The sequence below is a fragment of the Paractinoplanes ovalisporus genome (genome assembly GCF_016834655.1).
Lineage (GTDB): Bacteria > Actinomycetota > Actinomycetes > Mycobacteriales > Micromonosporaceae > Actinoplanes > Actinoplanes ovalisporus.
In genome coordinates this window covers 91,752-113,673 of sequence record NZ_JAENHP010000023.1, presented here as the reverse complement: position 1 = coordinate 113,673, position 21,922 = coordinate 91,752, and the positions used below count along the sequence as shown (strand labels likewise).

The following is a 21,922-nucleotide window of genomic DNA, read 5'->3' as shown; positions in this document are numbered from 1 at the left end:
CCGGGCTCTAACTCGTACTCACCTGTACGAGATAACCGGCAGCATAACTCGTACATTCCCGTACGAGATAAGATCGGTGACGTGGCTCCCACCCGAACACGCGCCCGCCGGGCCGACGCCGAACGCAGCATCGCCCTCATCGTCGCCGCGGCCCGGTCCACGCTGAGCTGCGATCCGGACGCCACCGTCGACGACATCGCCACCGCCGCCGGGGTGGGCCGGATGACGGTGTACGGCCACTTCAAGACCCGTCCCGATCTGGTCGAGGCGGCTTTGGTCGACGCGTTGCGGGCGGGCGAGGAGACGCTGTCCGCAGTGGATCTGACCGGCGACCCGCGCGACGCGCTGTCCCGCCTGCTGGCGTCCAGCTGGTCCCTTGTGTCGGAATCGGCGGCCCTGCTCGCGGCGGCCGAGAAGGTGCTGCCCGAGGGCCGCATCCGCGACCTGCACGCCGGGGCCGCCGACCGCATCGAGGCGTTGATCCGGCGGGGTCAGGACGAGGGCGTGTTCCGCACCGACCTGCCGCTCACCTGGCTGGTCAACGTCATCCAGCACGTCCTGCACGGCGCCGCCGAGGAGTTGCGGACCGGCCGCCTGCGGGAGGCCGCCGTGGCCGAGGTCGTCACCCGTACCGTGCAATCGATCCTGGCTTCCTGACCGCTTCCCAGGCGTGCCATGATCCCGGCGTGAACGAGTGGCCGTACAACAACCGTCCCGCCGACGTCCGCTTCGTGCCCGACCGGATCGCGGAGACCGCCCGCACCGAGATCGAGGACGAGATCTGGTCCTGGATCGTGCGCGGCGACGACGACCCGGCCGACTTCGTCGACTACATGGAGGACGAGGAACAGCGCCACGGCCTCACCGACGACGAGCTCACCGCCGCCTACGAGACCGCCCTGGAGGCCCGCCGCTCCCAGCAGCGCTCGTGGGGTCCCGTGCGCAGCAACCTGACGCTGGCCTTCGACGAGCTCAACGAGCGGGGCGTCCTGGCCCGCGAGAACTTCACCTGCTGCGGCACCTGCGCCGCCGCCGAGATCCACGACGAGCGCGACGATTCCCGCCATTGGCGCGGCTACCTCTGGTACCACCAACAGGACACCGAGTCCCTGGTCACGAGCACGAACGGTTCGGTCTACCTCGGCTACGGCGCCTATCCGCCGGAGGATTTCGACGAGACCGCCTACGGCGCCCTGTCACAGAAGCAGCAGGAGGCCGCCTATCAGGCCGACGTGGAGAGCCTGATGGACGACCACGTCTTCCCGGTGCTGCGCAGCCACGGCATGACCCCCACCTGGAACCGCAAACAGTCCACCCGGATCCTGGTGACGGGCGCCCACTGGTACACCCCGGTCGAGTAACCGCCGGCGCGTGATCCAGGCCGTCAGGACAAGTTCGGCCTCGCCTTTGCGCCCGCGGCGTCCGCGTCCCGGAGCACCTGTCCGGTGACGTGCGGCCCTCCGGGCTGAGCGGGTGGGCGACGCGATCCGGCCGGGAACGCAAGGCCACCTGTGCGCCGCCAAATCCTTGGTGTCAGCCCCCGGTCCGGCGGCGCATGTCGCTCGGGGTGGTTCCGTACGCGGCCTTGAACGCCCGGTTGACGCCGCTGATGTCGCCGAACCCGCACCCGTGGCGATCGCCGCGACGCCTCGGCCGCCCAGGCTGACGTGACCGCCGTCAAGCAGGTCCTCGACGACATCGACGGACCCGCGGTGCTGGTCGGCCTCTCGTACGGCGGCGTGGTCGTCGCTGAGTCCGGCACTGATCCCCGTGTCGCCGGCCTCGTCTACATCGCCGCCTTCGCCCCGGGCAAGGACGAGTCGGTCAACGTGCTCATCGCCGCCCCGCCGCCCGGGGCGCCCGTCCCGGCAAGGTCACCGAGCCCGCTTGGCGCTCCGGGCTTTGACGTAGGGGCTGTTCCCAACCGCATATCCCACCCTCCCTGGGGGCCTCGGTCCCCGCCCAGTGTGACGGGAAATGGCGATCTCCACGGGCGATGCCGGTGCGCGCTGTGGACAACTCAGGAATGTGGACAGAAGTGGGAGGGGCTGGCCTGGTCGCTGGGGTTGGGACGACCGTGCCGACTTTGCTCAGGGGCGAGGGCAGACCGTCGCCGGGCCGGGGGTCGACTCGACCGTGCCGGCTTGGTTCAGGGGCGAGGGGTGGCCGTTGCTGGGCCGAGGGCCCACTCGACCGTGACGGTTGCGGTCAGGCGCTGGCGGCCGGGCTCGAGCGGGACCGAAGCGTCGGCGGCGGCGTAACGGTCCTGGCCGCCCTGGGGCCAGCTGGGGATGTCGGCCTCGGTCACGCGGACCACGCGGCCCAAGGGGCGGCCGGCCTCGCTTGCGTAGAGGGTGGCCTTGGCCCGGGCGTCGGCGAACGCCTTCTTGCGGGCCTCGGCCAGCAGTGCGGCGTCGTCCTCGATGGTGAACGCGACGCCGTTGAGCCGGGAAGCGTCGCCGCCGGCCTTGATCGCGGCTGTCATGAGGGCGCCGCCCTGGGCGAGCTTGCGGATCTTCGCGGTGAGGCCCTGGTTCACGGTGTAGCCGGTGATCGGGCCGTTGTCCTTGCGGGTCGCGGTGACGTTGACGTTCGAGGTCTGCAGGTCGGCCTTGGCCACGCCGCCGCTGACCAGGGCGTCGCGCATCCGGGTGGTGGCCGTGGTGGCGCGGCTCAGGGCCTCGGCGACCGTGGGGGCGGTGGTCTCGATCGCGAAGTCGGCGTTGAGCGTGTCGGGCTCGCCGAACACCACGCCCTGGCCGGTGACCTGCACACTCTCCCGCGGCTGATCGACCGCCACCGAAACGGCCGCAGCCCGTGCCGCCGGAACGGCCCGCGCCGCCGGAACGACCGCAGCCCGCGCCCCCGAAGAGAACTCAGCCGGCGCTGCCAGGGAGACCGCTGCCCGCGCTCCCGGGGAGGACGCAGCCGGGGAGTAGGCAGCCGGAGCAGCCGAGGCGACCGCGGGAAAGACCCCGACCAGCGCGGCCGAGACCGCGACCAGCGCTGAGACCGTGCCAACGCCCTTGAAGTCCTTTTCCATACCTTCTACGTTATATGTCCATTTAGCAAAAGTGGCGGACCTGAGCCCGTACCGCGGAAATGGTCGTGATCTTTTCGTTACCTGAACCGTGAAATCAGAACTCCGCGTGGGGCGTGTCCGTGGCATAACACCCCCACATGAAGGAGTCACCCCATGCGTTCGATCGTGCTCGGAGCCACCGCCGTCCTCGGCGCCGTCAGCCTCACGGCCTGCGGCAGCAACGCCAAGCCGGCCGCCCAGCCCGACCCCGTCACCTCACCGGTCGCGAACGTGGTGAAGGAGGCGAGCACGGCAGCGGCCACCAAAGCCAAGCCCAAGCCCAAGCCGAAGAAGACGCCGACCTCGGACGTCCGCCAGCTCGTCCGGCTCGGGATCACGATCAACGAGGGTGTGCTGATCGACGTGGCCGACGACGGCGTGAACCGGTGGCTGCAGGTCGGCAAGGGTGGCGTCGTCGACTTCACCGGCACGAAGCGGCTCGACTCCACGATGATGTCGCTCAAGCCGGCGCCCGTGAAGGGCAGGAACAAGGTGCTGATCAAGCCGCCGTTCTGGAACGAGGACCTCGGCGCCGGTTACTGCGTGGCCGACACCAAGGGTGCCGCACTGAAGCTGGAAGTCTGCAGGACCGGGCGTACGCAGCAGGTCTTCACGGTTGTCCCGGCCGGCGACTCGGGGCAATTCGAACTTCGCGGCACGTACGGGATCATTCGCGTCGACAATGGCAAGATCACGACCAGTGGCCAGGGCCGGACCGGACTGCAGACCATCAAGTACGCGAGCTGACCCTCGCCCGGATCGACGGAGTTCCCTCCCGCATGCGCGACGCCGAGGACTTCGACACCTTCTATGCGATGTCCTCGCGTCGCGTGCTGGCCCACGTCGCCATGATGGTGGGCAACCGCAGCGAGGCCGAGGACGCCGTGGCCGAGGCGTACCTGCGCGCCTGGAACCGGTGGGCGAAGGTCAGCCGCTACGAGAACCCGGAAGCCTGGGTGCGCCAGGTCGCTTACCGTCTCGCGGTGAGCGCCTGGCGCAAGGCGGTCAACCGGATCCAGGCCCACTGGCGCGAGGCGACCGATCAGAGCGTCGACGAGCTGGGCCCCGACCATGTCGCGATCGTCGCGGCGTTGCGTAAAATTCCGGCCGACCAGCGACGGGTCATCGTTCTGCACCACATCGCCGGCCTGAGCGTGGCCGAGATCCACCAGGAGACCGGTATCCCCGCCGGCACGGTCACCACCTGGCTGGCCCGCGGCCGACGGGCCCTGGCCGCCCATCTGAGCGACCGTGACACCTTCGAGACGGGCCGGGAGCGCCGCGATGCCTGACGACCACATTCAGGACGGCCTCGACGCGTACGCGCATCATCTGCAGCACACCACGAGCCTCGCGCCCGCCGCCGAGATCCGCCGTCGCGGCGACCGCCGCCGTCGTAACCGCACTACCGCCGCCGCGTTCGCCGCCGTCCTGATCGCCGCGGCCGGTGTGGGCACCCTCGTGACCCGCGACGGCGGCACCCCCGACCGCCCGCTCCAACCGGCGGCGCCCAGCGCGACGACGTCGGCCCCGAGCCCGCCCCGCCCGACGGTGACGTCCAACGTCACGCAGCTCCGCAACGCGACCGTCGACGTGAACACCAGCGTGCTGCTCGACGTCCCGGACGACGCCGGCGACCTGTGGATGCAGGTCGCCCCGGACGGCGTGGTCGACTTCACCGGCACCACGAGGGACGACACGACCGAGCTGAAGCTGGTGCCGGCCCCCGTCTCGGCCCCGAACCGGGTGGTGATCATCCCGGTCGCCCAGCCCACCATGTGCGTGGCGGCCACCGCCGGAGTCCAGCTGTCCCTGCAGCCGTGCAGCCCCGGCGACGCGGCCCAGACCTGGCAGGTCGTCCTCGAGGGCGACGCCGGCGCCTTCTCCCTGCGCGGCCCGGACGGCGAACTGAGAGTCGGCGACACCGGGCTGAGCACGTCCGGCCGGTCCATCCTCCAGACGATCGACTTCTGAGCCCGGCCGGCGCCGGATTTCTGAGCCCGGCCGGCGCCGGATTTCTGAGCTCTGCCGGCGCCGGATGAGGAACCAGGTGATCCAGCCCGCGCCGATGATGAAACCGAAGCTGATGATGCGATAGAGCACGACGGCAGCGATCGCGGCCGGGGTGTCGTGGCCGCCGGCGACCAGGCCCAGGATCAGGGCGCTGTCGATGATGCCGAGTCCACCGGGGACGATCGTGATCGTTCCGGCCGCCATGCCGGCGCAGAAGGCCAGCAGGACCTGCGTGGCGTTGATCGGGTCGTCGGTGACCGCCCGCAGGCACATCCACAGGCAGACGGCGTCCAGCCCCCAGTTCAGAACCGCGAGGACGGCGGCGGCGGTGCCCGTGCCGGCGGTGAGACGGGCCGCGCCCAGCTGCCCGATGAAGCCGCGGACCCGGTCGAAGCCGTCCTCGGCCGGGCGGCGGCGCCAGCGGTTGACCACGGCCAGCGACCACCGGGCCGGCGCGTGCACGACATCGGGTCTGCGGGTCACCAGCCGCACCCCGGCGATGATCAGGCCGACGGTCGCGATCAGGCCGGCCAGGCCGTACCACCGGGGCTGTTGCTGCGAGGCGAGCGCCCCGGCCGCGGTGACAAGGGCGAGGGCCGTGGTCGACAGGATGCCGGAGAGCGCGATGCACCACGCCGCGACGGCCGGTGTCGCACCGAAGCGGCGCATCTGCTGATAGTTGAACCGGGTGGAGAACGCCGGGCCGCCGGGCAGGGTCTCGTTGAGCGAGTGGGCGGCGTAGGCCACGGCGATATTGCGGTACGCGGGTACGCGCAGGCCGGCCGAGCGCAACAGGAACTGCTGCATCCGCCCGTACATGGCCATGGCGACCACCTCGGCGGCGACCGCAGCCGCGAGCCAGCCGGGGCGGGGTGCGCTCAGATGGGACACCGCCGCGGTCAGGGCCGGCCATCCGGCGACGAGCTCGGCCGTGAACAGGGCGATCAGCGCGGCCACGGCGCCCCGCCGCGCCCAGGTGCGGGTTTGTCGGCGGGGCATCGTGGTCAGGCCGCGGCGGGAACGGGCGACGGGGTGGCCTGGCCCGCTCCGGCTTCCGCGCGGACGGCGGCCCGGCGGGACCGCAGGCCACCGAGCAGGCACAGTACGACGCCGAGGGCGAGCCAGCCGCTCAGGACGAGAATCGAGTGGGTGGCCCCGTGCCCGTCGAAGAACGCGGTGGAGCGCAGCAACTGGTTGCCGGCGCCGGGCGGCAGCAACTGGCCGAGCACGCCGGACCAGCCGGGCAGCATCTCGGGGGCCGACGCGCTGCCCGAGAGCGGGTTGCCGACGAGCATCATCAGCACGCCGCCCAGGCCGAAGCCGGGATAGCCCAGCAGCGATTCCAGGCCGAGCAGGGTCAACGAGGTGGCACCGATGCTGAGCGCGACCGCGCCGCTGTTGGCGAGGTAGGAGCCGTCGAGCGAGCCGAACCAGAACTGCAGGATCGCGGTCAGCGCGAACCCGCCCGCGACCGCGAACCCGAGCGCGCCGGCGACCCGGCGGCTGGTGCCCTTGAGCAGGTTGGTGAGCAGCACGGCGGCGAGGAGACCACCCATGACCAGCGGCAGCGCTCCGGCGGCGAGGCCGGCACCGCGCGGGTCGTCGGCGGGCAGGGCGACGATGTCGCGGACCGCGACGGCCGGGCTGCTGCCCTGGGCCTGGGCCTGCGCGAGGGCGGTGCCGATGCCCTGCAGGGTCTGGGCGACCGAGGCGCTGGCGGCGGTGGCGGTCAGAACCTGGGGGTTGCCGCCGCTGACGTCGATCGCGCCGTAGACCTCCCGGTCGCGGATCAGCTGCTCGGCCGCGGCGCCGCTGCCGACCGTGGTGATGTCGAACGCGTCCGGCATCCGCTGCTCGAGGGCGGCCGTGACCTGGGCCGTGGCGGCGGCCGGGCCGGCGATCGCGATCGGCACGTCGTGGACCGAGGACCGCACCGACGGCCAGGCGAAGGCGGTCAGAAGCACGCTGACGATGACGGTGAGCAGGGCGACGGACGCCAGCACCTTCGACCAGGGCGAGGGCTTGGTCTGGGCGGACATGGGGTCTCCTCCAAAAGAACGGACGTTCGTTTTAGTCTGCGCACGACGCTCCCGGTTGTCAAGAACGAACGTTCGCTTTTAACATCGGCGCATGCCACGCGTCTCCGAGCAGTACCGGGCCGACCGTCGCGCCGAGATCCTCGCGGCCGCCGCCCGGCTCTTCTCCGCCAACGGGTTCCACGCCACCTCGATGGCCGACATCATCGGCGAGGCCGGTCTGTCGGCCGGGGCCGTCTACCGGTACTTCCCCAGCAAGGAAGACCTGATCGCGGCGGTGGCCGAGACCGCATTGTCGGCCGCCGACGAGGTGTTCGCGCAGTTGCTCGCCGACGACGCGGCCCCCGCCCCGGCCCACGCCGTCACCGTGCTGATCAAGGAGATCACCGCCCGGCTGGTGAACGAGCCGAAGACCGGCGTGGACTTCACCCGCGTCGGCGTGCAGGTGTGGGCCGAGGCGCTGCGCAATCCCAGCCTGGCCGCCCGCGCCGACTCGGTCTATCTGCGACTCCGGGGCCAGTGCGCCGAGATCGCCCGCCGCCGGCAGCAGCTCGGTCTGCTCCCGGCCGACACCGATCCCGACCACGTCGGAGCGGCCATGCTGGGCCTCGTCCAGGGGTTCGTCCTGCAGCACCTGCTGATCAGCGGAACCGAGCCGGCCGCCTACACCGCCGGCATCAACGCCCTGTTCGCGGAAACGGCGGGAGCAACGGAAACGGTGGGAGCAGCGGTGCCGGCGGACCGCACCCCGCCCGGAAACTGATCGGAAATCCGGCCCATCCGCGACCCGTCCCGTTCCGAATTAAGGGGGTAAAGGCCCCCAAATAGGAGGAACGGACTCATGCGTACGACCAAGATCACCGCCCTCGCCGCGGCCACGCTCTTCTCGATCTCGCTCGCCGCCTGTGGCAGCGACGACTCCGGCGAGCCGGCGGCCGCGCCCACCATGACCAGCCCGGCCCCGATGATGTCGAGCGCCGCACCGGCCACGGAGAACTTCGGCAGTGGCTGCGCCGCCGTGCCGACCGACCCGTCGGACAAGGGCAGCTTCCAGGCCATGGCCCAGGTGCCGGTGGCCACGGCCGCGTCCGGCAACCCGCTGCTGTCCACGCTGGTCACCGCGGTCAAGCAGGCCGGGCTGGTCGACTCGCTCAACTCGGCCGACGGCATCACCGTCTTCGCGCCGACCAACGACGCCTTCAAGAAGATCCCGGCCGCCGACCTCAAGAAGGTCCTCGCCGACAAGAAGATGCTCACCGACATCCTGACCTTCCACGTCGTGCCCGGAAAGCTGACCCCGGCCGACCTGTCCGGCGCCCACAAGACGCTCGAGGGCAAGGAGCTGACCGTGATGGGCTCCGGTGAGGACTTCACGGTCGACGGCAACGCCTCGGTGATCTGCGGCAACGTGCAGACGGCCAACGCCAACGTCTACATCGTCGACACCGTGCTCATGCCGAAGAGCTGATGAGAACCCTGCTGCGCGACGCCGCCGCAGGGGTGATCGCCGCCGGGCTCGGGATCGCGGTCGCGGAACTCTTCGCCGCCGCGACCCGGCCCGACGCGGCGCCCTTGATCGCGGTCGGCGGCGCGATCATCGACGCCACTCCCACGGCGGTCAAGGAATTCGCCGTACGGGAACTGGGCACCCATGACAAGCCGGTCCTGCTCGCCTCGATCGGCCTCGTCCTGGCGTTGTTCGCCGCGGCGATCGGCGTCCTCGGCCGTCGCCGCCGGGTCCTGGTCGTCGCCGGCACGGTCGTCCTCGGAGCAGCCGGCGCCACCGCCGCGCTGAGCCGGCCGACCGCCTCGGCCTTCTCGCCGGTCCCGTCCCTGCTCGCGGCCGCGATCGCCGGATCCGTCCTCTGGTGGCTGTTGCGGACCGCCGAGCCGCCGCGCCATCGACGGGCCTTTCTCCGCGGCGCGCTGCTCGTGGCCGGCGCCGCCGTGCTCGCCGAAGCCGGAGCCCAGCTCGTCACCCGCACGACCGGCCGCGTACGCACCGATCTGGCCCTGCCCGCACCCGCCTCCCCGGCGAAAGCCCTTCCCGCCGGCACCGCACCGGGTTTCACCACCGCGAGCGCGGACTTCTACCGGGTCGACACCGCACTCACCGTTCCCCGCATCGACCCGGACACCTGGACGCTGCGTATCCACGGCATGGTCGGCACCGAGCTGGAGCTGTCGCTGGAGGAATTGCTGCGGCGGCCGCTCATCGAACGGGACATCACCCTCAACTGCGTCTCCAACGAGGTCGGCGGCCCCTACATCGGCACCGCCCGCTGGCTCGGCGTGCCGCTGGCCCCCCTGCTCACCGAGGCCGGCCTGCGACCGGAGGCCGACCAGATCGTCGCCCGCTCGGTCGAAGGCATGACCATCGGCACCCCGGTCGCGACCGCCCTCGACGGCCGCGACACCATGCTCGCGGTCGCCATGAACGGTGAGCCGCTGCGACCCGAACACGGCTTTCCGGTCCGCATGCTGACCCCCGGCCTGTACGGCTACGCCGGCGCCTGCAAGTGGGTCACCGAGCTCGAGCTGACCACGTTCGCCGCGTTCGACGCCTACTGGGTCAAGCGCGGCTGGGCCCGTACGGGAATGGTCCGCACTGCCTCCCGCATCGATCAGCCGCGCCCGTTCGCCCGCCCGGCCGCCGGACCAGTGACCGTCGCCGGAGTGGCCTGGGCCCAGCGCCGCGGTATCACCAAGGTCGAGGTCAGCGTCGACGGCGGCGCGTGGAAGCCGGCCGAGCTGCGTCCGGTCCCGTCGATCGACACATGGGTGCAGTGGCGCTGGACCTGGAACGCCACGGCCGGGCCGCATTCGCTGTCGGTGCGGGCCACCGACGGCACGGGGCAGGCCCAGACCGAGGCCCGGGCCACGCCGTTCCCCAGCGGGGCGACCGGCCGGCACACCATCACCGTCACCGTCGGCTAGATCCCGGCCCATCCGCAACATCATCGGCGCCGAATCCCTCTCATGAATGAGCTGGTAGGCGGCCGGTACCGGCTGCTCGAACTGATCGGCTCGGGCGGGATGGGCCGGGTCTGGCGGGCGCAGGACGAGCTGCTCCAACGGGTGGTGGCGGTCAAGGAGATCACTGTTCCGTCCAGCGCCCTGCTGGCCACACAGACCATGCGGGAGGCGCGGGCGGCGGCCCGGCTCGACCACCCCGGCGTGATCACCGTGTACGACGTCGTCTGGCAGCAGGAACACTCCTGGCTGGTCATGGAGTACGTCGCGGGCCGTTCCCTGCAGGAGGCGATCCGCCAGGACGGGCCGCTCCCACCGGCGGACGCCGCCCGGCTCGGCCTCCGCGTGCTCTCCGCCCTGCGCAGCGCGCACGCCGCCGGGGTCCTGCACCGCGACGTCAAACCGGGCAACGTCCTGCTCGGCACCGATGGCCGGGTCGTGCTCACCGACTTCGGCCTGGCCATCATCGGCGACCGGGAATCCGGGGGGCCCGATCCGCGGCTGGGCTCGCCGCACTACGTGGCCCCGGAGCGCCTGCGCTCGCAGCCCGCAGGGGTGCCGGCCGACCTGTGGTCGCTGGGCGCCACCCTCTACACCGCGGTCGAGGGGCGGGTTCCGTTCGCCCGCGACGAGGTCGAGGCGTCTCTGCACGCGGTCCTCCACGACGACCCCGACCCGCCGCGTCGCGCCGGACCCCTGACCGGTCTGCTGCTGGCCCTGCTCGACAAGAACCCGGACCGGCGGCCGGACGCCGCCCGCACGGCGGCCCGGCTGGAAACGGTCGTCGGTGAAGCGGCCGGCACGGCGTTCGCGCCGGTCGCCCGGGGCATCGCCACCGTGACCCGCCGGCGGCGCCGGCCCCGGGCCGCCGTCGTCGCCGGCCTCTCGCTGGCGCTCGTGATCACCGGTGGGGGCGCCTACGCCGCCCGGTCCCAACGGGCCGAACCGACCCGGCCGGCCGCCGTGGAATCGTCCGCTCCCGCCACCGCGCCGGCCGATCAGGCCGGCGACCTGTGCGGGATCGGTGCCGACCGGCAGTCCGTCGCCGCCGCGACCAGCCGGGTGCCGGCCGGGCTGCCGCCGGGCTGGATCTGGTCGCGTGACCCGGCCGGTTTCGCGCTGGCCGTGCCCGCCGGGTGGCAGCGCTCGACCAACGGCAACGACGTCTGTTTCGGCGATCCGGCCGGGCGGCGCGCCTTCGAGGTGACCCAGTCCCCGGTGCGGACCCAGCAACCACTGGCCTACTGGCAGGCCCGGGAGAAGGCCGGCGGCCGGCCCGGCTACCAGCGGATCAGCATGGGCGTCCTGCTGCTCCGACGAGGTGGCGCCGACTGGGAGTACACCTGGCGGCCCGACTCGGACACGACGCTGCACGAACGCCGAATCCTGGTCGCGACCTCGGACGACCAGTCCTACCTGCTGCGCTGGACGACCGCCGCCCCGGACTGGGCGCGGGCCATGCCCGTACAGAAGCAATTGGTGAATTTGTTCGCCTCGGCCCGCTGACCGCCCCCTGGAAAGGAAACCGCATGAGATTCCGCCGGACCCTGTTCGCCGTCCCCGCCGTGGCCGCGCTGCTGCTGGCCAGCCCGGCCCCGGCCCTCGCCGATGAAAGTGTGCACGTCCAGCTGCTCGAGCTGAACAACTCCGACGCCCGCGGCAGCGCCACGCTCACCGCCACCGACACCGGCGACCTCCGGATCAGCATCCGCTCGACCGGCCTGGTGCCGAACTCGCCGCACGCCCAGCACCTGCACGGCTCGATCACCGGCATGGATTTCCACTGCCCCGACATGTCGGCCGACACCAACGGCAACGGCTACGTCAGCACCGAGGAGGGCATGCCGGCCTACGGCGACATCTTCGTCTCGCTCACCACCAGGGGCGACACGTCCAAGGCCAGCGGCCTCGCGGTGGACCGCATGCCCACGGCGGACGCCAAAGGCACCCTGACGTACGACCGGACGATCGCGGGCGCCGACCTGCCGGCCGGCACGATCAAGCACCTCAAGGATCTGCACATCGTCCAGCACGGGGTCGACGCCAACGGCAACGGCAAGTACGACCTCGACGGCCTCGGGGAATCCACCCTCGCCAAGTCGGCCGGCCTGAGCGGCATCCCCGAGGAGGCCACCGACCCGGCCACGTGCGGCATGGTCTCGGGCGCCGCCGCGGGATCGGTTCCGGTCGGCGGCGTGGCCACCGGCGACGGCAGCACCCGAGACCAGGCCGCCGTCTGGTACGGCGCCGGAGGGCTCGCCCTGCTCGCCGCGCTCGGCATAGTCGTGATCGCGCGTCGCCGCTCGTACGTGCTGAGCCGCGCCCAGCGATGACCCACGCCCGTACGTCCGCCCTGGTGATCGCCGCCGCCCTGGCGGTCACCGGAGTGGCCGCGATCGCCGTCGGCCGGCACGACCAGCCGGTCGCCGAACCGCCCCGCAGCACGCCACCCTCGGTCCAGCCCGCCCGCACCGGCGGCGACGTCCTCACCCGAGGGGAACTGCTGCCCACGTCCGCCCCCACCCGGGTCCGGATCCCGGCGCTCCACGTCGACGAGCCGGTGACCGGCCTGGGCCAGAACCCGGACGGTTCGATGGAGGTGCCCACCGACGCGCGCACCGTCGGCTGGTACACGAAGGCGCCCACCCCGGGTTCCCTCGGCCCGGCCGTGCTCGCCGGGCACGTCAACTACCGCGGCGCCGACGGCACGTTCGCCCGCCTCGCCACGCTGCGCACCGGTGACCGGATCAGCGTCATCCGGCAGGACGGCGTCACCGCGGTCTTCGCCGTCACCCGCGTCGACCGTTACGCCAAGGACCAGTTCCCGGCCGACGCGGTCTACGGCGCCATCGACCACGCCGGACTACGCCTGATCACCTGCGGCGGCGACTTTGACCACCGCTCCGGCCACTACGTCGACAACATCGTCGCCTACGCCGAACTCCGGTCGACGCAGAGCGGGTAACCGGTTGTTGCGCCCCGCTGATACCTAGAACTACTATGCCTCGTACTTCTAGGTATGAGGGGGCTGCCCATGCGGGTGACCAAGGACCTGGTGGCCGCCTCGGCGACACCCATCGTGCTCGGCATCCTGGCCGAGGGAGAGAGCTACGGGTACGCCATCCTGCGCCGGATCAGCGACCTGTCCGGTGGCGAGCTGGACTGGACCGAGGGCTTCCTCTACCCCCTGCTGCACCGGCTGGAGCGTCTCGGCCATGTCGAGGCGACCTGGCAGGCGGTGGCCGGGGAACGGCGACGCAAGTACTACCGGATCACCCGTTCGGGCCGCGCCGAGCTGGCCGAGCAGCAACGCCAGTGGCAGACCGTCGTCGAGGCGCTCCAGCAGGTCTGGCCGAGCGTCGGCGGCATCCGGCCCCTGTTCACTCCGCTGGAGGGCAACGCGTGACGGTCACGAACGGCGAGGACGAACTGGAGGCCCAGTTCGCGCAGTGGCGGGAGTACGTACGCCGGCGCCCCGAGCTGGTGGAGTCGGACGCCGACGAGCTGGAGGACCACCTCCGGGGCACGGTCGACGATCTCGTCGCCCGGGGGCTGGCCCCCGACGAGGCGTTCCTCATCGCGGTCAAGCGGATGGGCGGCCTGGACGACCTGTCCCGCGAGTTCGCCCGTGAGCACTCCGAACGGCTGTGGAAGCAGCTGATGTTCACCGGCGGGTCCGGTGACCCGGCCCGGGCCGGGCGGTCCCGGCGCGACGTGATCGCCATGCTGGTGTGCGCGTTCGGCGCCGCCGTCTCGGTGAAGGTCCCGGAGCTGGCCGGGCTGAGCTTCGACAGCGGCGACGACACCTTCTACGGCCGCAACATCGCCCTGTTCGCGCTGCCCTGGCTGGCAGCGTTCCTCGTCTGGCGGCGGCGGCCCGGCGCCGGTGTGATCGCGACCCTGGTGGCGCTGTTCGCCCTCGGGGCGGTGGTGGTGAACGCCTACCCGCTCGACGACGACTCCCAGTCGTTTGGCCTGATGGTCACGCATCTGCCGATCGCCCTGTGGCTGGTGGTCGGGCTGGCCTACGTCTCCGACGACCTGCGTTCGGCCCGGCGGCGGATGGACTTCATCCGCTTCACCGGGGAGTGGTTCGTCTACCTGGTGCTCATGGGGCTCGGCGGCGGGGTTCTGATCGCCTTTCTGCACGGGATCTTCGATGCCATCGGGGTCGACTCGGACTCGGTGATCTCGAACTGGGTGGTGCCCTGCGGCCTGGTCGGCGCCACGGTCGTCGCCGGATGGCTGGTCGAGGTCAAGCAGGGCGTCATCGAGAACATCGCGCCGGTCCTGACCCGGCTGTTCACACCGCTGTTCACGGTGGCGCTGCTGGCCTTCCTGGTCACCATCGGCTGGAACGGCCGGGGCATCGAGATCGACCGGGAGACGCTGGTGATGTTCGACCTGCTGCTCGCGGTGGTCCTGGGCCTGCTGCTGTACTCGCTGTCGGCCCGCGATCCCCAGGCCCCGCGCGGCCCGTTCGACGTGCTGCAGCTCGCCCTGGTGGTGAGCGCGCTGGTGATCGACGCCCTGGTGCTCTACACGATGACCGGCCGCATCGCCGAGTACGGCACCACCCCGAACAACGTGGCCGCCCTCGGCGAGAACATCGTGCTGCTGGTCAACCTGGCCTGGTCGGCGTGGCTGCTGCTGGGTTTCGTGCGCCGCCGCAACAGGTTCGCCGCCATCGAGCGCTGGCAGACCTCGTATCTGCCGGTCTACGCCCTCTGGTTCTGGACGGTGGTCCTGGCTCTGCCCGTCCTGTTCAGCTTCCGGTGACCCCGCCTCGGCACGGCGTCAGCGCTTGGTGCAGACCGGGACCGAACGGTCGATGTTGTTCGTCGAGTACGCCACGGCGATCGTGAAGCAGTAGTTCAGCGACTCGTTCAGGCCGTAGACCACATAGTCGCTGCTGCCCGCGGCCAGCTGCTGGAACGGCTTCTGGGGCTGACCGGCCCGGCCGCCCGAGACCAGCACCGGGCCCTCGGAGCCCTGGGGATAGGTCCACTGCAGCAGGACGCTGTCACGGTTGTCGCGCAGCCGCACGTTGGTGGGGGCTCCCGGGTCGGCCGTGGGCGGGCGGGTGGTCGCCCGCGGAGGCGGCGTCGTCACCGGCGCGGCGGGAGCCGAGGCCCGGGTGGTCGGCGCGGCGGCGGTCGGACCCTCGGCGCCGTCGGCGTCGGGAAGGGTCAGGGCCACCACCGCCACCGCGGCCGCCACGCCCGCGACCAGCACCGCGGCCAGCACGAACGGCTGCCGGCGGCGCGGTGCGGTATCGGCGGGAGGCTCCGTGCGTACGGGAAGACGTCTTTCGGTGTTGGGTGGCAGCGTGTATGTCGAGGCGGGCGCCGAACCGATCGGCTGTGGACGGCCGTCGGGACCGTAGTCGGGGGCGCGCCGGCCCGGCATCGGCGGCGGAGTGTCGGCCCGGGCGTGGCGTCCTTGCAGGTCACCGGGCTCCTGATGCACGTCGGCGAGATAGAGCGGCTGCTGATAGACCGTGCCGTTGGGGTCGGTGGGCCGGTTGTCGGGCGGCGGCACACTCGGGTCTTCGGGCGGGAAGCCCTCGCCGGGGTCGGGCACCGTGGGACGCCGGGGAAACGGCAGCGTGCGTACGCCCGGAGCCCCGACCGTGGTGACGCCCGGTGTCTCCTGGGTGACCTCGGGCGGCCCGTCGGACTGTTCGACCCGGCCGCAGACATGCTTGCCCGACGCCTTGGCCTGCACCAACGCGGCCACCTGACGGACCAGGGGGTGGTCGGAGGGCAGGTAGCGCGCGCACAGCTCCTGCGCCTTGGCCAGGTGGTCGCGGGCCTCGGCGTCGCGGCCGCACTCCCGTTCCATCGCCCCCAGGCGGGCCAGCATCTTGATGCCGGCCGGAGCGGCGTCGCCGTAGCGCTGATGGTGGCGCCGCCACGCGGCCGTGAGGCGCGAACGGGCGGCCGAACAGTGGCCCGCGGCGTGTTCGGCGGTGGCCAGGTCGGCCTCGGCGGCGAGGACGCGCGGGGAGTCGGCACCCTCCAGCTCGGTGAGGTCGCCGACGAGCTGGCGATAGACCTGGGCGGCCCGGCCGAAGTGACCCGCCCGCTGCAGCACCGCCGCGTGGGTGGCCGCCGCGCCGATCGTGCGGTCGTGGTGCGGGCCGTGCAGCCGCTCCTCGGCGGCGTGGGCGTAAGCGGCCCAGAGCCGGGCCCCGTGCACGTCGCCCAGCGCGATCAGGATGCGCGCGTGCAGGGCGGCGGCGAGGGCGAGGTCGGCGTTGGCCCGGCGCGGGTCGGCGGCATCGGCCGGATCGAGCACATTGGCCAGCACCCGCCGGGCACCCGCGAGGTCGCCGGCAGACGACAACGTCTGGGCGCGCGCGGTGAGCTCGGCGAGCGGAGGAGGGGCCACGTGTCCCATAGTGCTCATGTGACCACTGTAGGTACAAGTGCAATGTTGCGAACGCCTCGCTGGCCGGACACTGTAGAACTCGTATATGTCCTACGCCGAGATCGACACCGTCAAGCGGGAACTGCTGGTCCGCTACCTCGAGGCCTGGGTTCCGGCCGCACTGCACCGTGCCCGGCGGGTGATCTATGCCCACGGATACGCGGACGCCGACGGCGGTGCTGCGGCCGAGGCGGCGATGCGGGTCCTGGCCGAGCAGAGCGATCTCGTACGGGGGCGGGAGCTGGCCATGGTGGCCACCGGCGACGACCTCGGCGCGATCTCGGAGCGGCTCTCGGCGATCCAGGAACAGTCGGGCGCCGGGGCCGGTCTGGCCGTGCACACGATCTCGGGCGGAACGGACGGGCGGCTGCCGGTCGGGCTCAAGGCGATCGGGGCTCAGCGCGTACCGGTGCTGGGGTTTCTCGATGCGTCCGGCACCGGTTCGCCGCCCGCGCCGGCCACGGTGGCCGCCCTGACCGCGGGCAAACCGGCCGAGGTCATTCTGGTGCTGCCGGCGGGGGCGTCAACCGATTCCCTCCGTACGGGCTGGCCTCTGTTCACCTCGGTCGAGCTCGCGGTTTCCGACGAACCGGGCGAGTTGCTGGCCTTCGGCACCACGGCCGGCAAGAGTCTCGAAGGCTTCAAGGAGGCACTGTGGTCGGTCGACGAGTTCGCGGGCGTACGGTATCGGGACCCCGGTGACCCGGACCGGCACCTGATCGACATCTCGCTGACGCCGCACCCGGGGCCGCTGCGCCGCGAGCTGCTGGCTCACCTGGAGCAGGTCGGCGAGGCGACGGTGACCGAGCTGCGGACGTTCGCGCTGACCGAGACTGTCTATCGGGCGGCCGACGCCACGCGGGTGCTGCACGGGCTGGTCGACGCGGGGACGGTCGCCCGCCGGCCGTCGCACGGACGGCTCGGCGGGGACGTCGTTATCGCCCTTGCCTAGGTTCTTTTCGTAGCTGAGGCGGGGCGGCGGCGCGGCCCCGCTCCGAAACAGGCGCTAGGACCGGCTCTTGTCCTGCTTCCAGCTGAACGGGCCGGGCAGGTCGTAGCGGTGCGCCCGGCTACGGGAGTTCCAGGACCAGCGGCCGATCTTGAGACTCCACGAGGAGTAACCGTTCTCGGTGAAGTTCAGGATCAACGGGCCGATCTTCTTGCGCTTGCGGAAAACGAGGCCCATCGGTACGTCCCTCCATGTTCGTTCGGATAGACGTTCGATTCCCTGCGTACGAAATCGGCAAACTTCGTGCTGTTGGGCCGGCGCTTACCCGGCTTTGGCCGCGCTGCCGCTCACCTCGGTTGCCACGCGTCCGGGCGTGTCGTCAGCTTGCGGACGTGGGCCGGCATGCGCCCGCTGATCAGCTCGGCCAGGTTGACCTCGTCGACCACTTCGCGCACGGCCGCGCGTACGGCGACCCAGAGGTTCGGAAGGTTTTCGGCGGCGCCGGTGTAGCGAGTCTCTTCCGGACGGAGGCCGCGGACCCCGGCCAGCGGACCGTCGACCGCGCGCAGGATCTGGCCGATCGTCACATCGCGAGGAGACTGTGACAATGTGTAGCCACCCTCCGCGCCACGCTGCGCCCGCACGACCCCGGCGCGGCGCAGATCGGCGAGCACCGCCTCGAGAAACTTGCGAGGCATTTCCTGGTCCTGGGCGATGGCTTGGGCCGACATCAATGCCGGGTAGGCCCTAGCCAAGCTCAGGGCCGCCCGGACCGCGTAGTCGCCGCGCGCGGAGATCTGCACCCATTCATCATGCCCCCTCCGCGCTCGGGACTCGCACATACCCCACGGTTTTATGGGAATTACGCTCAGTCAGATGATCGTCGCTGTGCGGGGATGACGCCGCGGGGTTCGGACGCGGCCTCGGCGCGGAAGTGGCCCGGGCTCATCCCGACCTCGCGGTGGAAGAAGCGCCCGAAGTTCGTCGGCTCGGGAAAACCCAGGTGACGGCCGACCTCGGCCACCGACAGGGGGGTGCACGCGAGCAGCCGGCGGGCCTCCAGCGCGACCCGGTCGTCGACCACCTGCTTGGCCGTGCGGCCGGTGACGGTCAGACAGGCCCGGGTGAGCGTACGCACGGAGCAGCCCAGTTCCTCGGCATAGTCCTCGACCCGGCGGCTGTGCGGGTGGCCGGCCTCGAGCAGGCCCCGGAACCGCGAATAGGTGCGGCTCTCGGGCCCCGGCGGCGCGTCCGTGCTGAGCAGGGAGAGGCGTAGCCGGAGGACGTGCAGCTGGTGACGCAGCAGGTCGGCGGCGAGCGAGCTCGGCGCGAGCCGGTCGCAGTCGACCGCGAGCTGGCTGAACTCGCTGATCACAGCGTCTTCGTCCTCGCCGCGCAGCTGCCAGCGGTTCTGCAGGGGCTCGTCCTCACCCTGCTCGGCGAAGCGGGGCTCGAAGGTCACCACGGAAGCGATCAGGCCGTTGCGGCCGACACGCAGGGCCTGGCCCGGACGGATCCAGAGGAGGGTGCCGGGACGGCAGGCGTGGCCGAAGAAGTCGACCTCGACGGTGCCGTGACCCGCCGTGGCGAGCAGCAGCACGTGGTACGGAAGACGCACCGGCGGTTGGGCCGAGGTGGCGTCCAGGGCGCAGGTGCCGACGCCCGCCCAACCGGGCGGACGGAACGTGATCGCGGTTTCTTCCCGCGGGGCTGCAGTGGACATCGCGCCACGACGGTAACCGCCCATGACCAGCGATGCACGAGGCAAAACGCGACGCGGACCCCTGCTGTCGCCTTTCCGCCTGTTCTCTGCCGTTCTCCGCTCGATCTCCGTCCGATCGAACGGCATTTCTGCGATGAATGTCCGGTTATTTGTATTCGGGACGGTTTATGCAAAAGGCGACCCTCGCGGACCGGCAGTGTCCGCTTGGGTCGCCTGTCGCTTTTCGCCCGTTATCGGCCGGTCAGCGTTATCGGCCGGCCAGCAACCGATTCACGGCCGCGTCGACGTCCAGGTGTTCGGATTCCCGGCCGCGCGGCACCACCACATAGGTGCGACGGAGGAATCGGACAAGGACGCTGCGAGGCACTTCGAACAGCGCGTTCCCGTCGGGTGACGACAACGCCAGGGCCACGAAGTCGCCCCGCGGCGTGGCCCACGGCCACACCCGGACGTCTCCGATACCCGCGGGCTCATCGAGCCCGGTCACGAGCAGTTCCCGCGCAAAGGACCAGCTCACGGCTTCCCCACCGGCTGATTCTGCGTGGAACAACACGTGGACCGCATAAGGGTCGGCTGGGTCGTAGCGGAGACTGGCGCGCACGGGCAGAGCCGTGGCGTCAGGTGCTACGAGCCGCAGTGAGGTCTCGACCTCGACGGTCGTTGGACGAATGGTACTCATGGACGAACTCCCCCCGGCACCGCTGCGAGGCTGGTGAACCCCGCGTTTCCCATACTCAGGTGATCCCTGTCGTTACGCTCCGCCATACGCTGATCTCACCCAGTAGTGGGAAGACGGTTCCGAAAACCCTTTCGCACAAGACGTAAAGCGATATCTTGTACTGTTCTGCCCCAAGTACTCGGTTCCGCCCGGCGTCGGGTGGTCCAGCAGTTGACTTACTCCGGTAACGTCCATTTCTCCCGGGTGGTGACGGGGCTCCGGAACACTGGGGGATGAAATGACTACGAAACCGGACGAAGACCGGGCCCCGTCGGGTGTGCTGGAGAAGATCCGCGCCAACCCCACGGGCCGGCTCGCACTCAAGATCTCCATCGCCGCCCTGGGCGCCATCGTCGTCGCCGTGGGCATCGTGGCGATCCCACTCCCCGGCCCCGGCTGGGCGATCGTGATCGCCGGCCTCGCCATCTGGGCCATCGAGTTCGCGTGGGCCAAACACCTGCTCGAGTTCACGAAGAAGCACGTGCTCGCCTGGACGCACTGGATCGGCCGTCAGTCATGGCCGGTGAAGGGGCTGGTCGGCCTGGCGACGTTCCTCTTCGTGAGCGCCGTCGTCTACGTCTCGTTCCGCCTGAGCTTCGGCATAGACCTGATCGAGGTAGGCCGCGACTGGCTGTCCTGACCCCAGCCGGCGGCGACCGTGACACCTATAAGTGGCAGTCCCGGCCCCGGGCCCGCGGCGGCCGTGACACCTGTTGGTGGCGGTTGTGACCCCTGTTCGCGGAGAAGGGCTGCCGTCTAGTACAGTCAGTCTCCGTTGAGGGCGATTAGCTCAGCGGGAGAGCGCTCCGTTCACACCGGAGAGGTCACTGGTTCGATCCCAGTATCGCCCACGAGTCGGGGGCGGTCGTGTGTCTGCGGAAAGCGCAGACCTGGCCGCCTCGTTCCTTCCGGCGCGACTTCGTCGCGCCAGAGCGGGGGCTACGCCACCCGCACCCCCTCTGCCGCTCTCGCCCTTCGGTGATGGGCTGGGCTGGAAGGTGGCTTCGCCACCTGGCTTTCGGGCATGCCTGCCCTCCGCGTGACTTGACCTTCGGTGATGGGCTGGGGTGGAAGGTGGCTTCGCCACCTGGCTTTCGGGCATGCCTGCCCTCCGCGTGACTTGACCTTCGGTGATGGGCTGGGGTGGAAGGTGGCTTCGCCACCTGGCTTTCGGGCATGCCTGCCCTCCGGGTGACTTGACCTTCGGTGATGGGCTGGGGTGGAAGGTGGCTTCGCCACCTGGCTTTCGGGCATGCCTGCCCTCCGCGTGACTTGGCCTTCGGTAGCGAGTGAGTCGGCGGTCCGAGCGTGACGTCCGTGGCCGGCGTGCTTTCCCTCTGATCCTGATGCGGGACGAGCCGGATTTGTTGCTGCTGGACGAGCCGAATGTGTTGCTGCTGGACGAGCCCACCAATCACCTGGCGTGCGCCTGGGATCGCAAAGACATCGTGCACCTGAGTGCGGTCAAGGCGGGCGCCCGCACCTCTTGCGCGGAAGGTGAACACGGCTCGTACGGTGCTGTCGAGGACGTTCCCCTCAGCGAGGGGCAGCGACAGTTCGACGTCAACGTGTACGGGGCGATCCGGCTCATTCAGCTGATCACGCCGATCATGCGGCGGCAGAGGTCCGGGCGCATCATCAACGTGTCCTCGGTCGGCGGCGAGATCCACACCCCGTTCGGCGCCTGGTATCACGGCAGTAAGTTCGCGCTGGAGGGCATGAGCAACGTGCTGCGCATCGAGCTGGCCCCGTTCGGCATCGACGTCGTCGTGGTCCAGCCGGGCGCCACCAAGAGCGAATGGTCGGCCATCGCCGCCGATCACCTGCGCAAAACCTCTGCTGGCCGGCCTGCGCCAAGCCTGAAGTTCCCGCTCCTCAGGGGGCCCTCCTGTCACTCCACGCCCGCCCGCAGCCGAAGGTTGACTGCGCCGGCGGGTGGAAGCCTGCGGGCTGGTGGGTGGGAAGTCCTGGGGCTGCGGGTGTCTTGATCCGCCGG

General features: G+C 71.0%; 23 protein-coding genes, 1 tRNA gene and 1 pseudogene. 17 read left to right on the top strand and 8 right to left on the bottom strand.

The annotated features are described in order from the left end of the window. Positions 1-81: 81 nt before the first annotated feature. The 3 genes and pseudogenes from JIG36_RS41950 to JIG36_RS54710 all read left to right on the top strand — a co-directional run. The gene (locus JIG36_RS41950) at positions 82-657 is read left to right on the top strand and encodes a TetR/AcrR family transcriptional regulator (RefSeq protein WP_203382391.1); all 576 of its coding nucleotides are present in this window, start codon (positions 82-84) and stop codon (positions 655-657) included. Positions 658-686: 29 nt separating this feature from the next. After that, entirely contained in the window at positions 687-1,361 is a 675-nt protein-coding gene (locus JIG36_RS41945; RefSeq protein WP_203382389.1) for a DUF6891 domain-containing protein, read from the top strand. Between the two features lie 282 nt (positions 1,362-1,643). Then, positions 1,644-2,261, top strand: a pseudogene (locus JIG36_RS54710) (alpha/beta fold hydrolase); the annotation flags it as partial. On the opposite strand, the gene JIG36_RS41935 reads toward JIG36_RS54710, so the two are convergent. Then, entirely contained in the window at positions 2,150-3,043 is an 894-nt protein-coding gene (locus JIG36_RS41935) for an SIMPL domain-containing protein (protein WP_203382385.1), read from the bottom strand. The pseudogene JIG36_RS54710 and the gene JIG36_RS41935 sit on opposite strands and share 112 nt — an antisense overlap. A 153-nt stretch (positions 3,044-3,196) precedes the next feature. On the opposite strand from JIG36_RS41935, the gene JIG36_RS41930 reads away from it, so the two are divergent. Continuing rightward, the gene (locus tag JIG36_RS41930; RefSeq protein ID WP_203382382.1) at positions 3,197-3,829 is read left to right on the top strand and encodes a hypothetical protein; all 633 of its coding nucleotides are present in this window, start codon (positions 3,197-3,199) and stop codon (positions 3,827-3,829) included. Between the two features lie 32 nt (positions 3,830-3,861). Continuing rightward, a complete protein-coding gene (locus JIG36_RS41925; RefSeq protein WP_203382381.1) occupies positions 3,862-4,374 on the top strand; it encodes a SigE family RNA polymerase sigma factor in 513 nt (170 codons plus the stop codon). Here the strand turns inward: JIG36_RS41925 and JIG36_RS41920 are convergent. Together JIG36_RS41920 and JIG36_RS41915 are read right to left on the bottom strand one after the other, a co-directional pair. Then, the gene (locus JIG36_RS41920) at positions 4,280-6,094 is read right to left on the bottom strand and encodes a lysylphosphatidylglycerol synthase transmembrane domain-containing protein (protein ID WP_203382379.1); all 1,815 of its coding nucleotides are present in this window, start codon (positions 6,092-6,094) and stop codon (positions 4,280-4,282) included. The two genes, JIG36_RS41925 and JIG36_RS41920, sit on opposite strands and share 95 nt — an antisense overlap. 5 nt (positions 6,095-6,099) lie before the next feature. After that, positions 6,100-7,134: a hypothetical protein gene (locus tag JIG36_RS41915; RefSeq protein ID WP_203382377.1), complete on the bottom strand. Its 1,035-nt coding sequence runs from the start codon at positions 7,132-7,134 to the stop codon at positions 6,100-6,102. 91 nt (positions 7,135-7,225) lie between these two features. Between JIG36_RS41915 and JIG36_RS41910 the strand changes: the two genes are divergently transcribed. The 8 genes from JIG36_RS41910 (at position 7,226) to JIG36_RS41875 (ending at position 14,883) form a co-directional block, all read left to right on the top strand. Beyond that, the gene (locus JIG36_RS41910; RefSeq protein WP_203382375.1) at positions 7,226-7,894 is read left to right on the top strand and encodes a TetR/AcrR family transcriptional regulator; all 669 of its coding nucleotides are present in this window, start codon (positions 7,226-7,228) and stop codon (positions 7,892-7,894) included. Between the two features lie 78 nt (positions 7,895-7,972). Next, entirely contained in the window at positions 7,973-8,599 is a 627-nt protein-coding gene (locus tag JIG36_RS41905) for a fasciclin domain-containing protein (RefSeq protein WP_203382373.1), read from the top strand. Continuing rightward, positions 8,599-10,068, top strand: a complete 1,470-nt coding sequence (locus tag JIG36_RS41900) for a molybdopterin-dependent oxidoreductase (protein WP_203382371.1) — start codon at positions 8,599-8,601, stop codon at positions 10,066-10,068. Before JIG36_RS41905 ends, JIG36_RS41900 begins: the two co-directional genes overlap by 1 nt. Positions 10,069-10,110: 42 nt before the next feature. Then, positions 10,111-11,610, top strand: coding sequence for a serine/threonine-protein kinase (locus JIG36_RS41895; RefSeq protein ID WP_203382369.1), 1,500 nt, complete (start codon positions 10,111-10,113; stop codon positions 11,608-11,610). A gap of 23 nt (positions 11,611-11,633) precedes the next feature. After that, entirely contained in the window at positions 11,634-12,437 is an 804-nt protein-coding gene (locus tag JIG36_RS41890; protein WP_203382367.1) for a GVDTG sorting domain-containing protein, read from the top strand. Further along, entirely contained in the window at positions 12,434-13,069 is a 636-nt protein-coding gene (locus tag JIG36_RS41885; RefSeq protein ID WP_203382365.1) for a class F sortase, read from the top strand. The genes JIG36_RS41890 and JIG36_RS41885 overlap by 4 nt, the downstream gene beginning before the upstream one ends. Before the next feature lie 69 nt (positions 13,070-13,138). Continuing rightward, a complete protein-coding gene (locus JIG36_RS41880) occupies positions 13,139-13,510 on the top strand; it encodes a PadR family transcriptional regulator (protein ID WP_203382363.1) in 372 nt (123 codons plus the stop codon). Next, the gene (locus JIG36_RS41875; protein WP_203382361.1) at positions 13,507-14,883 is read left to right on the top strand and encodes a permease prefix domain 1-containing protein; all 1,377 of its coding nucleotides are present in this window, start codon (positions 13,507-13,509) and stop codon (positions 14,881-14,883) included. The genes JIG36_RS41880 and JIG36_RS41875 overlap by 4 nt, the downstream gene beginning before the upstream one ends. Positions 14,884-14,901: 18 nt before the next feature. Here JIG36_RS41875 and JIG36_RS41870 read toward each other — a convergent pair whose 3' ends face one another. After that, a complete protein-coding gene (locus tag JIG36_RS41870) occupies positions 14,902-16,515 on the bottom strand; it encodes a fibronectin type III domain-containing protein (protein WP_236049272.1) in 1,614 nt (537 codons plus the stop codon). Between the two features lie 67 nt (positions 16,516-16,582). Between JIG36_RS41870 and JIG36_RS41865 the strand changes: the two genes are divergently transcribed. Next, a complete protein-coding gene (locus JIG36_RS41865; RefSeq protein ID WP_203382359.1) occupies positions 16,583-17,488 on the top strand; it encodes a hypothetical protein in 906 nt (301 codons plus the stop codon). A 54-nt stretch (positions 17,489-17,542) separates the two neighbouring features. On the opposite strand, the gene JIG36_RS41860 is transcribed toward JIG36_RS41865, so the two are convergent. From JIG36_RS41860 to JIG36_RS41845, 4 genes are all read right to left on the bottom strand, one after another. Then, positions 17,543-17,722, bottom strand: a complete 180-nt coding sequence (locus JIG36_RS41860) for a DUF4236 domain-containing protein (protein ID WP_184956001.1) — start codon at positions 17,720-17,722, stop codon at positions 17,543-17,545. Positions 17,723-17,832: 110 nt separating this feature from the next. Continuing rightward, on the bottom strand, positions 17,833-18,288 hold the full coding sequence (locus JIG36_RS41855) for an RrF2 family transcriptional regulator (protein ID WP_184956002.1): 456 nt from the start codon (positions 18,286-18,288) through the stop codon (positions 17,833-17,835). Between the two features lie 65 nt (positions 18,289-18,353). Continuing rightward, positions 18,354-19,208, bottom strand: a complete 855-nt coding sequence (locus tag JIG36_RS41850) for a helix-turn-helix transcriptional regulator (RefSeq protein WP_203382357.1) — start codon at positions 19,206-19,208, stop codon at positions 18,354-18,356. 247 nt (positions 19,209-19,455) lie between these two features. Next, a complete protein-coding gene (locus tag JIG36_RS41845) occupies positions 19,456-19,887 on the bottom strand; it encodes an SsgA family sporulation/cell division regulator (RefSeq protein WP_020514863.1) in 432 nt (143 codons plus the stop codon). A gap of 277 nt (positions 19,888-20,164) precedes the next feature. On the opposite strand from JIG36_RS41845, the gene JIG36_RS41840 reads away from it, so the two are divergent. The 3 genes from JIG36_RS41840 (at position 20,165) to JIG36_RS41830 (ending at position 21,914) form a co-directional block, all read left to right on the top strand. Continuing rightward, entirely contained in the window at positions 20,165-20,566 is a 402-nt protein-coding gene (locus JIG36_RS41840) for a TIGR02611 family protein (protein WP_203382355.1), read from the top strand. A gap of 139 nt (positions 20,567-20,705) precedes the next feature. Continuing rightward, positions 20,706-20,777, top strand: a tRNA-Val gene (locus JIG36_RS41835). A gap of 495 nt (positions 20,778-21,272) precedes the next feature. Beyond that, positions 21,273-21,914 carry an SDR family NAD(P)-dependent oxidoreductase gene (locus tag JIG36_RS41830; protein WP_203382353.1) on the top strand — a complete coding sequence of 214 codons (642 nt, stop codon included), beginning with the start codon at positions 21,273-21,275 and terminating at the stop codon, positions 21,912-21,914. Positions 21,915-21,922: the final 8 nt, after the last annotated feature.

Bases quoted from the DNA above. Each gene is read 5' to 3' on its own strand.
- JIG36_RS41935 (WP_203382385.1), bottom strand. From the start codon at position 3,043: ATGGAAAAGGACTTCAAGGGCGTTGGCACGGTCTCAGCGCTGGTCGCG.
- JIG36_RS41930 (WP_203382382.1), top strand. From the start codon at position 3,197: ATGCGTTCGATCGTGCTCGGAGCCACCGCCGTCCTCGGCGCCGTCAGC.
- JIG36_RS41925 (WP_203382381.1), top strand. From the start codon at position 3,862: ATGCGCGACGCCGAGGACTTCGACACCTTCTATGCGATGTCCTCGCGT.
- JIG36_RS41920 (WP_203382379.1), bottom strand. From the start codon at position 6,094: ATGCCCCGCCGACAAACCCGCACCTGGGCGCGGCGGGGCGCCGTGGCC.
- JIG36_RS41915 (WP_203382377.1), bottom strand. From the start codon at position 7,134: ATGTCCGCCCAGACCAAGCCCTCGCCCTGGTCGAAGGTGCTGGCGTCC.
- JIG36_RS41910 (WP_203382375.1), top strand. From the start codon at position 7,226: ATGCCACGCGTCTCCGAGCAGTACCGGGCCGACCGTCGCGCCGAGATC.
- JIG36_RS41905 (WP_203382373.1), top strand. From the start codon at position 7,973: ATGCGTACGACCAAGATCACCGCCCTCGCCGCGGCCACGCTCTTCTCG.
- JIG36_RS41900 (WP_203382371.1), top strand. From the start codon at position 8,599: ATGAGAACCCTGCTGCGCGACGCCGCCGCAGGGGTGATCGCCGCCGGG.
- JIG36_RS41895 (WP_203382369.1), top strand. From the start codon at position 10,111: ATGAATGAGCTGGTAGGCGGCCGGTACCGGCTGCTCGAACTGATCGGC.
- JIG36_RS41890 (WP_203382367.1), top strand. From the start codon at position 11,634: ATGAGATTCCGCCGGACCCTGTTCGCCGTCCCCGCCGTGGCCGCGCTG.
- JIG36_RS41885 (WP_203382365.1), top strand. From the start codon at position 12,434: ATGACCCACGCCCGTACGTCCGCCCTGGTGATCGCCGCCGCCCTGGCG.
- JIG36_RS41880 (WP_203382363.1), top strand. From the start codon at position 13,139: ATGCGGGTGACCAAGGACCTGGTGGCCGCCTCGGCGACACCCATCGTG.
- JIG36_RS41870 (WP_236049272.1), bottom strand. From the start codon at position 16,515: ATGAGCACTATGGGACACGTGGCCCCTCCTCCGCTCGCCGAGCTCACC.
- JIG36_RS41865 (WP_203382359.1), top strand. From the start codon at position 16,583: ATGTCCTACGCCGAGATCGACACCGTCAAGCGGGAACTGCTGGTCCGC.
- JIG36_RS41860 (WP_184956001.1), bottom strand. From the start codon at position 17,722: ATGGGCCTCGTTTTCCGCAAGCGCAAGAAGATCGGCCCGTTGATCCTG.
- JIG36_RS41850 (WP_203382357.1), bottom strand. From the start codon at position 19,208: ATGTCCACTGCAGCCCCGCGGGAAGAAACCGCGATCACGTTCCGTCCG.
- JIG36_RS41845 (WP_020514863.1), bottom strand. From the start codon at position 19,887: ATGAGTACCATTCGTCCAACGACCGTCGAGGTCGAGACCTCACTGCGG.
- JIG36_RS41840 (WP_203382355.1), top strand. From the start codon at position 20,165: ATGACTACGAAACCGGACGAAGACCGGGCCCCGTCGGGTGTGCTGGAG.
- JIG36_RS41830 (WP_203382353.1), top strand. From the start codon at position 21,273: ATGCGGGACGAGCCGGATTTGTTGCTGCTGGACGAGCCGAATGTGTTG.